This window comes from Buchnera aphidicola (Aphis craccivora) (assembly GCF_005082145.1).
Taxonomy (GTDB): domain Bacteria; phylum Pseudomonadota; class Gammaproteobacteria; order Enterobacterales; family Enterobacteriaceae; genus Buchnera; species Buchnera aphidicola_U.
In genome coordinates, this window is sequence record NZ_CP034897.1 from 625,949 (window position 1) to 632,742 (window position 6,794).

The window sequence follows — 6,794 nt, forward strand, 5'->3', positions numbered from 1 at the left end:
TCTAATTATAAAAGTATATTAATTTTTAGATCTAAATTTTTTTGAAAATGATAGAATGTTAGTTTTATTAAAAATAAGCAAGGTAAGTAATTTTATGAAAACTCCAATTTATTTAGATTACGCAGCTACTACTCCAGTAGATTTTCAAGTTGCTAAGAAAATGATGAATTATTTAACAATAGACGGAATGTTTGGAAATCCAGCTTCTCGGTCGCATAAATTTGGTTGGGAAGCAGAAGAAATAGTTGATATCGCTCGCAATCAAATATCTGATTTAATTGGAGCTGATTCACGTGAAATTATATTTACTTCTGGAGCAACCGAAGCAAATAATTTAGCTATCAAAGGTATTGCCTTATTTCATAAAAAAAAAGGAAATCATATTATTACAAGTAAGACGGAACATAAATCAGTCTTAGATGCTTGTAGATATTTAGAAGGAGAAGGTTTTTCTGTCACCTACTTAACTCCTAAAAACAATGGAGTTATTGATTTAAATGATTTTAAAAAACACATAAGAAAAAATACTATACTTGTTTCTATAATGCATGTAAACAATGAAACTGGGATTATACAAGATATTAATAGTATTTCTGAAATTTGCAAATCTCGTGATATTTTTTTTCATGTAGATGCAACACAAAGTATAGGTAAAATTGATGTTAATATAAAAAGTTCATTTATAGATTTAATGTCTTTTTCAGCACATAAATTATATGGACCAAAAGGTATTGGTGCATTGTATGTTCGTCGAAAACCTCGCGTGCGTTTATTAGCATCTCTACATGGAGGTGGACATGAAAGAGGCATGAGAGCTGGAACTTTACCAGTTCATCAAATTGTTGGTATGGGGGAAGCTTTTGAATTAGCAAGAAAAAAAATTAAAGATGATTTTATTCACTTAAATAATTTAAGAAATGATTTATGGAATGGAATCAAAAATATTGAAGAAGTATATTTAAATAGTGATTTAAAACAAGGAGCGCCTCATATTTTAAATGTTAGTTTTAATTATGTTGAAGGTGAATCGTTAATTATGTCACTTAAAGATTTAGCTATTTCTTCAGGTTCAGCTTGTACTTCATCTAGTTTAGAACCTTCTTATGTACTAAGAGCTTTAGGAATAAAAGATGAATTAGCACATAGTTCTATTCGTTTCTCTATTGGTAGATTTACAACAAAAGAAGAAATTCAACATACAATACAATTAATTCATAAATCGATTTCTAAACTCCGAGAACTTTCACCATTATGGGAAATGTTTAAATCAGGAGTTGATTTAAATAGTATAGAATGGGATCATAGTTAAAGCAATAAAATTTAACATAGAAAGGTAGTTAAAATGGCATATAGTAAAAAAGTTATGGATCATTATGAAAATCCTCGTAATGTCGGTTCTTTTTCTAATGAAGATATTAATGTTGGGAGTGGTTTAGTAGGAGCACCTGCTTGTGGTGATGTAATGAAATTACAAATTAAAGTTAATAAAAAAGGAATTATTGAAGATGCTTGTTTTAAAACATATGGATGTGGTTCTGCTATTGCATCTAGCTCACTTGTGACAGAATGGATAAAAGGAAAATCGATAAAGGAAGCAGAATCTATTAAAAATACCAGCATAGTAGAAGAATTAGAGTTGCCTCCAGTTAAAATTCATTGCTCAATTTTAGCAGAAGATGCTATTAAAGCAGCTATTTCAGATTATAAAAATAAAAAAAATAGAGAATAATATTCTTTTTTATAATTTAATGTTGAAAAGACTTTCTTTTCAACATTAATTTTTAATTTAGTATTTTAAAATCATTATAATTTGGATACTTTATGAATTATTTTACGTTATTTGCGTTACCAATAAAATTTCAAATAAATAAAGAATTATTAGATAAAAATTTTTATAAATTGCAATTAAAATTTCATCCTGATTTATTTATGAATAATTCCGAATCTAAAAGAAAATGGGTCTTAGAAAAATCTATTCAAATTAATAAAGGATATAAAACTTTAAAAAGTTCATTAAATAGATCAATTTATTTACTTTCATTAAATAACATTAAAGTAAACCAAGAAAAATTATCATCTGAAAATCAATATTTTTTAAAAAAATATTTTTTTTTACATGAAGAATTAGAAATTTTAAAAACAAAAAAAAGTTTAGATATAATTCATTTTAATAATTTTTTAAAAAAAATAGAAAACGAAATTAAAGATTGTGAAAATATAATTAATTCTGAATTTTATAATAAGAATTGGAATAAAATTATTAATGCAATATCTCAATTATTGTTTTTAACAAAAATAAAAAAAAACTTAAAAACATAACAATTTTTTACTTAAATTAAATAAATTAGGATGTTTTTATATGATTTTTTTAAAAGAAAAATTTAATAAAAAATTAATTTTAGGAATTGATTTTGGGACTACATATTCTCTTGTATCTACTATAGAAAAAAATCGTCCTATATTATTATCTGATAATGAAAAACGTTATTTATTACCTTCTATTGTACATTATAAAAAAGATGGTTTTACAGTTGGTTGGGAAGCTGAAAAAAAAATACTTTGTGATCCAGCTAATACAATTGTTTCAGTAAAACGTTTAATTGGTCGGTCTATTAGTTTTATTAAAAAAGAGTTTCCAATTTTACCATATTTTATAGAACAAAATCAAAATAACGATATTTTGTTTTATACTAAGTTAGGAAAAATTTCTTCTACTGATGTTATTAGTCAAATATTAAAATATTTAAAAAAAAGAGCTTGTTTTTTATATAAAAATGAAATGGATACAACAGTTATAACTGTACCCGCATATTTTAATAATATTCAACGTTCTTTAATAAAAAAAGCTGCTATTAAATCAGGAATTAACTTGGTGAGGTTATTAAATGAACCGACATCTGCTGCTATGGCGTATGGTTTAGAAAAAAATAAACAAGGCATTATTGTTGTATACGATCTTGGAGGTGGTACTTTTGATGTTTCTATACTAAAATTAAACAAAGGATTATTTGAGGTATTAGCTACAAGTGGTGATTCTAATTTAGGTGGTGATGATTTTGATGTTTTATTAGCAAATTATATCTATAAGAAAGCAAATTTATTACATCATAAATATGATGATTCTTTTCATGCTTTGTTATTAAAAACAGCAAAACAAACAAAAATAAAATTGACTAATTATCAATCAGCAGAAGTTAATATTTTAGATTGGCAGGGATTAATCACTCGTAATGAATTTAATATAATTATTAATCATTTAGTTAAAAAAACTTTGTCAATTTGTTTAAAAATGTTTAAAGAAATAGATTTAAATATAAAGGATATTAAAGAAATTGTTATGGTAGGTGGTTCTACAAGAGTTCCATTAGTATATCATGAAGTTAAAAAATTTTTTACAATTAATCCATTAATTTCAATTAATCCAGATCAAGTAGTAGCTATGGGCGCGGCTTTACAATGTAAGATGCTTTCATGTGACTCTCATAGTAAAAAACGAACAATATTATTAGATGTTGTTCCTCTTTCGTTAGGAATTGAGGTTATGGGTGGTTTTGTAGAAAAAATTATTTTTCGTAATAGTCATATACCTATTTCAAAAACAAAAGAATTTACAACTTCAAAAGACAATCAAACAGGTATTGTTATTCATGTAGTTCAAGGAGAAAGAGAGCTTGTAAAGCATTGTATTTCGCTTTCTCGTTTTGTCTTAAAAAATATTTCTTCTGGAAAAGCAGGTACAGTTAGAATTTTAGTTACGTTTCAAATTGATACTGATGGTTTAATTAGCATAACAGCATTTGAAAAAAATAGTGATAGAAAAAAAACAATTAAAATTGATAATTCATTATTAGAGTATACAAATTCTTCTGAAATTATTAAAGATCATTGTAATCATGTTAAAAATGATTATTATTTAAGAGTTAAAGAAGAAAAAAAAATTGAATCTAAAAACATTTTAGATTTATTAACAAATGCTTTAAAACAAGATAAACATTTAATTAGTATAGAAGAACTAAAAAAAATAAAATTACATGCAATGGCATTAGAAAAATCAATTGATCAAGATGATTTTTATTCTATGAAATTAAATCTAAAAAAACTGGATAAAGTGACTAAGAATTTTTTTTCATTGCGTTTAAAAAATGCAATTAATTACTCTTTAAATAATAAAACAGATGAGACTAAATAATGCCTAAAATTTTTTTTCTACCTCATAAATTTATATTACCAAAAGGTGCTATTTGTGAATGCAAAAAAGGTGAGACTATCTTAAATGTTGCATTATTTAACAACATTAAGTTAGAACATGCGTGTGAAAAATCATGTGCTTGTAGCACTTGTCACTGTATCATACGAAAAGGTTTTCTTTCTCTTTCAGGATGGACTGAAAAAGAAGAAGATGTTTTAGATAAAGCATGGGGTCTTGAATCCACCAGTCGACTAAGTTGCCAAGCAATTATTGGAGATGTCGATATAGAGGTAGAAATTCCATTATATAATGCTAATCATGTTTCTGATAATTAATTTATTCAACTTAAACATATGGGTTTTTTGTTTCCTTAAATTTCATTTTCATTGGTATCCCATTTATTTTTAGGGCTTCATGAAAAAAATTTTTTAAATATTTTTTGTAAGCTAATGATAAGTATCTTGTTTGATTCCCATGTATAATAATTTTAAATGGATTCGTACTTCCTAAATGTATATATTTTAATTTTATTCGACGTCCATTTATCATTGGGGGCTGATGCTTTTTTATTGCATTTTTCATAATTTGCATGAGTTTTGAAGTATTTATCTTTTTGTTAGTAAATTGATGATAAATATTTTTAACTAATTGAAATATTTCAAAAATTCCTTGTTTTGTAAGTGCTGATATAAAATGTATTTTTGAAAAAAAAGCGTTTTTTAATTTATAATTTATTAATTCTTTAAATTTTTTTTGTTCTGAAAAATTTAATAAATCCCATTTATTAATTATAATGATTAATGGTTTTCCAAATTTTTCAATCATATTGATTAATAATAAGTTTTGATTACAAATTTTGTTTTGCTCATTTTTTGCATCTATAATTAATAATGTTATATCTGTCTTTTCAATAGTTTTAAAAGTTTTAATTATAGATATTTGTTCTATTTTATTTTTTTTTCTTTTCTTTTTTGACGCTCCAGCAGTATCTATTAAAATATAATTCTTATTATGATATTTAATAGGTACAGATATAGTATCTAATGTTGTACCTGGTATATTGGAAGTGATAATTCTATTTTGCATTATAAGTGAATTAATTAATGTTGATTTTCCAACATTAGGTTTACCTATGAACGCAATTTTTATTGGTAAATTTTCTATTTTTTCTTTTTTTTCTATTGTTTTTTTTGGTTTTATCTTTTTAAATTCAAATTCTATCCAAGGAGTTAAATATTTGTTAATAAAATGATTAATTCCTTGGTTATGACTTGCAGAAATTTTTATATTTTTTTTAAATCCTAAAGAATAAAATTCATGTATTTTTTCAACCTCTTTTATTCCATCTATTTTATTTATAATAAGAAATGATTCTTTTTGGTATTTTCTTATTTTTTTTAATATTTCATATTCTCCTGGAAGTATTCCTTCGCGAGCATTAACTACAAATAAAATTAAATCAGCTTCCTTCATAGCTATTAATGTTTGTTTATGAGCTTGTGTTTTTATGATCTTTGATTCGAAATCAAAGCCAGCAGTATCTGTTAAAATAAATTTTTTATTTTTTTCTAAATAACAAAATTCATAATTTCTATCTCTAGTAAGCCCTGATAAACTAGAAACTAATGCATTTCTTTTTTTAGTTAAAATATTAAATAAAGTAGATTTTCCTACATTAGTACGACCAATTAATACGATGATAGGTAGCATGTTTATGTTAACTCTTTTTATAAATAAATTTTTTATTTTGTTTGAACTTCGTTTATTTTCATGTTAATTATTTCTTTAGATGTTTTAGATTCTTCAAAATATTTACTTTTTTCCCAAGCTTGAATAGCTAACTTTATATTTCCAGTTTTTATAAAAATATCTCCTTTTATGTTTTCTGCTATGTTTCTCCAAGAATCATCTTTAATTTCCTGAATAATTTGCATTGCATCTTTGTATTTATTTTGTTGTATTCTTATTTTTGCCATTCTTATTCTTAAAATGTTTTTTAAATTTTCTTCTTTTGTATATTTTAAACTAGTTTCTAATTGTATAAATGCTTTTTCCAAATTGTTTTTTAAAACATATTGTTTAGCTAACGATAAAGATGCTAAAGTGCCATAAATATTTTCATTTTCTATTATAAATTTTTCTATATTTAAAAAATTCCCATTCTTTTTTGCATTTATCTCTCTTATTATTTCTTCATATTTAGCTTTTTCAAATTTTTTTATCTTGTTTTTTGGTTTGATGATCAAAAACAATATAAAAAAAATCATAATGAAAAAAAAAGTAATTAAAAAAACTTTTTTTCTAGAAATACTTTGTTTTTTAACTTGATTGTTTTGCATTAAATACATTTTTTATCCCTTTATTAAATATAAATTTTTTTAAATAAATATTTATAATATTAATCTTTTTATGATTAAAAAGATATTTTTTAAAAAATTTTTATAATGAATGCAATACTAATTCTTGAAAAAATATTTTTTTTTCTATTTTTATTAAAATAAACAACTTTTTAAAAAGTTATTCTTATAAAAAACACTGATTGTACACAGTTAATTAATATAAGAAGTTCTTTTATTATCAATGCTGCACATGACTTATCCACAGA

7 protein-coding genes are annotated in these 6,794 nt (G+C 23.6%); 5 read left to right on the forward strand and 2 right to left on the reverse strand.

The annotated features are described in order from the left end of the window. The first annotated feature begins 94 nt into the window (after window positions 1-94). The 5 genes from D9V60_RS03055 to fdx all read left to right on the forward strand — a co-directional run bounded on the left by D9V60_RS03055 (window position 95) and on the right by fdx (window position 4,524). Window positions 95-1,309 (forward strand): IscS subfamily cysteine desulfurase, encoded by a 1,215-nt coding sequence (locus D9V60_RS03055; protein ID WP_158360856.1) that lies wholly within the window; start codon window positions 95-97, stop codon window positions 1,307-1,309. A gap of 33 nt (window positions 1,310-1,342) precedes the next feature. Further along, window positions 1,343-1,729: a Fe-S cluster assembly scaffold IscU gene (iscU, locus tag D9V60_RS03060; protein ID WP_158360857.1), complete on the forward strand. Its 387-nt coding sequence runs from the start codon at window positions 1,343-1,345 to the stop codon at window positions 1,727-1,729. A gap of 92 nt (window positions 1,730-1,821) precedes the next feature. Then, a complete protein-coding gene (hscB, locus tag D9V60_RS03065; protein ID WP_158360858.1) occupies window positions 1,822-2,319 on the forward strand; it encodes a Fe-S protein assembly co-chaperone HscB in 498 nt (165 codons plus the stop codon). A gap of 40 nt (window positions 2,320-2,359) precedes the next feature. Then, complete coding sequence (gene hscA / locus D9V60_RS03070) at window positions 2,360-4,189, forward strand: Fe-S protein assembly chaperone HscA (protein ID WP_158360859.1); 1,830 nt, start codon at window positions 2,360-2,362, stop codon at window positions 4,187-4,189. Continuing rightward, window positions 4,189-4,524: an ISC system 2Fe-2S type ferredoxin gene (gene fdx, locus D9V60_RS03075; RefSeq protein WP_158360860.1), complete on the forward strand. Its 336-nt coding sequence runs from the start codon at window positions 4,189-4,191 to the stop codon at window positions 4,522-4,524. The genes hscA and fdx overlap by 1 nt, the downstream gene beginning before the upstream one ends. A gap of 10 nt (window positions 4,525-4,534) precedes the next feature. Here fdx and der read toward each other — a convergent pair whose 3' ends face one another. Together der and D9V60_RS03085 are read right to left on the reverse strand one after the other, a co-directional pair. Then, window positions 4,535-5,899, reverse strand: coding sequence for a ribosome biogenesis GTPase Der (der, locus tag D9V60_RS03080; protein ID WP_158360861.1), 1,365 nt, complete (start codon window positions 5,897-5,899; stop codon window positions 4,535-4,537). A 32-nt stretch (window positions 5,900-5,931) separates the two neighbouring features. Then, window positions 5,932-6,528, reverse strand: a complete 597-nt coding sequence (locus D9V60_RS03085) for a YfgM family protein (RefSeq protein ID WP_158360885.1) — start codon at window positions 6,526-6,528, stop codon at window positions 5,932-5,934. Window positions 6,529-6,794: the final 266 nt, after the last annotated feature.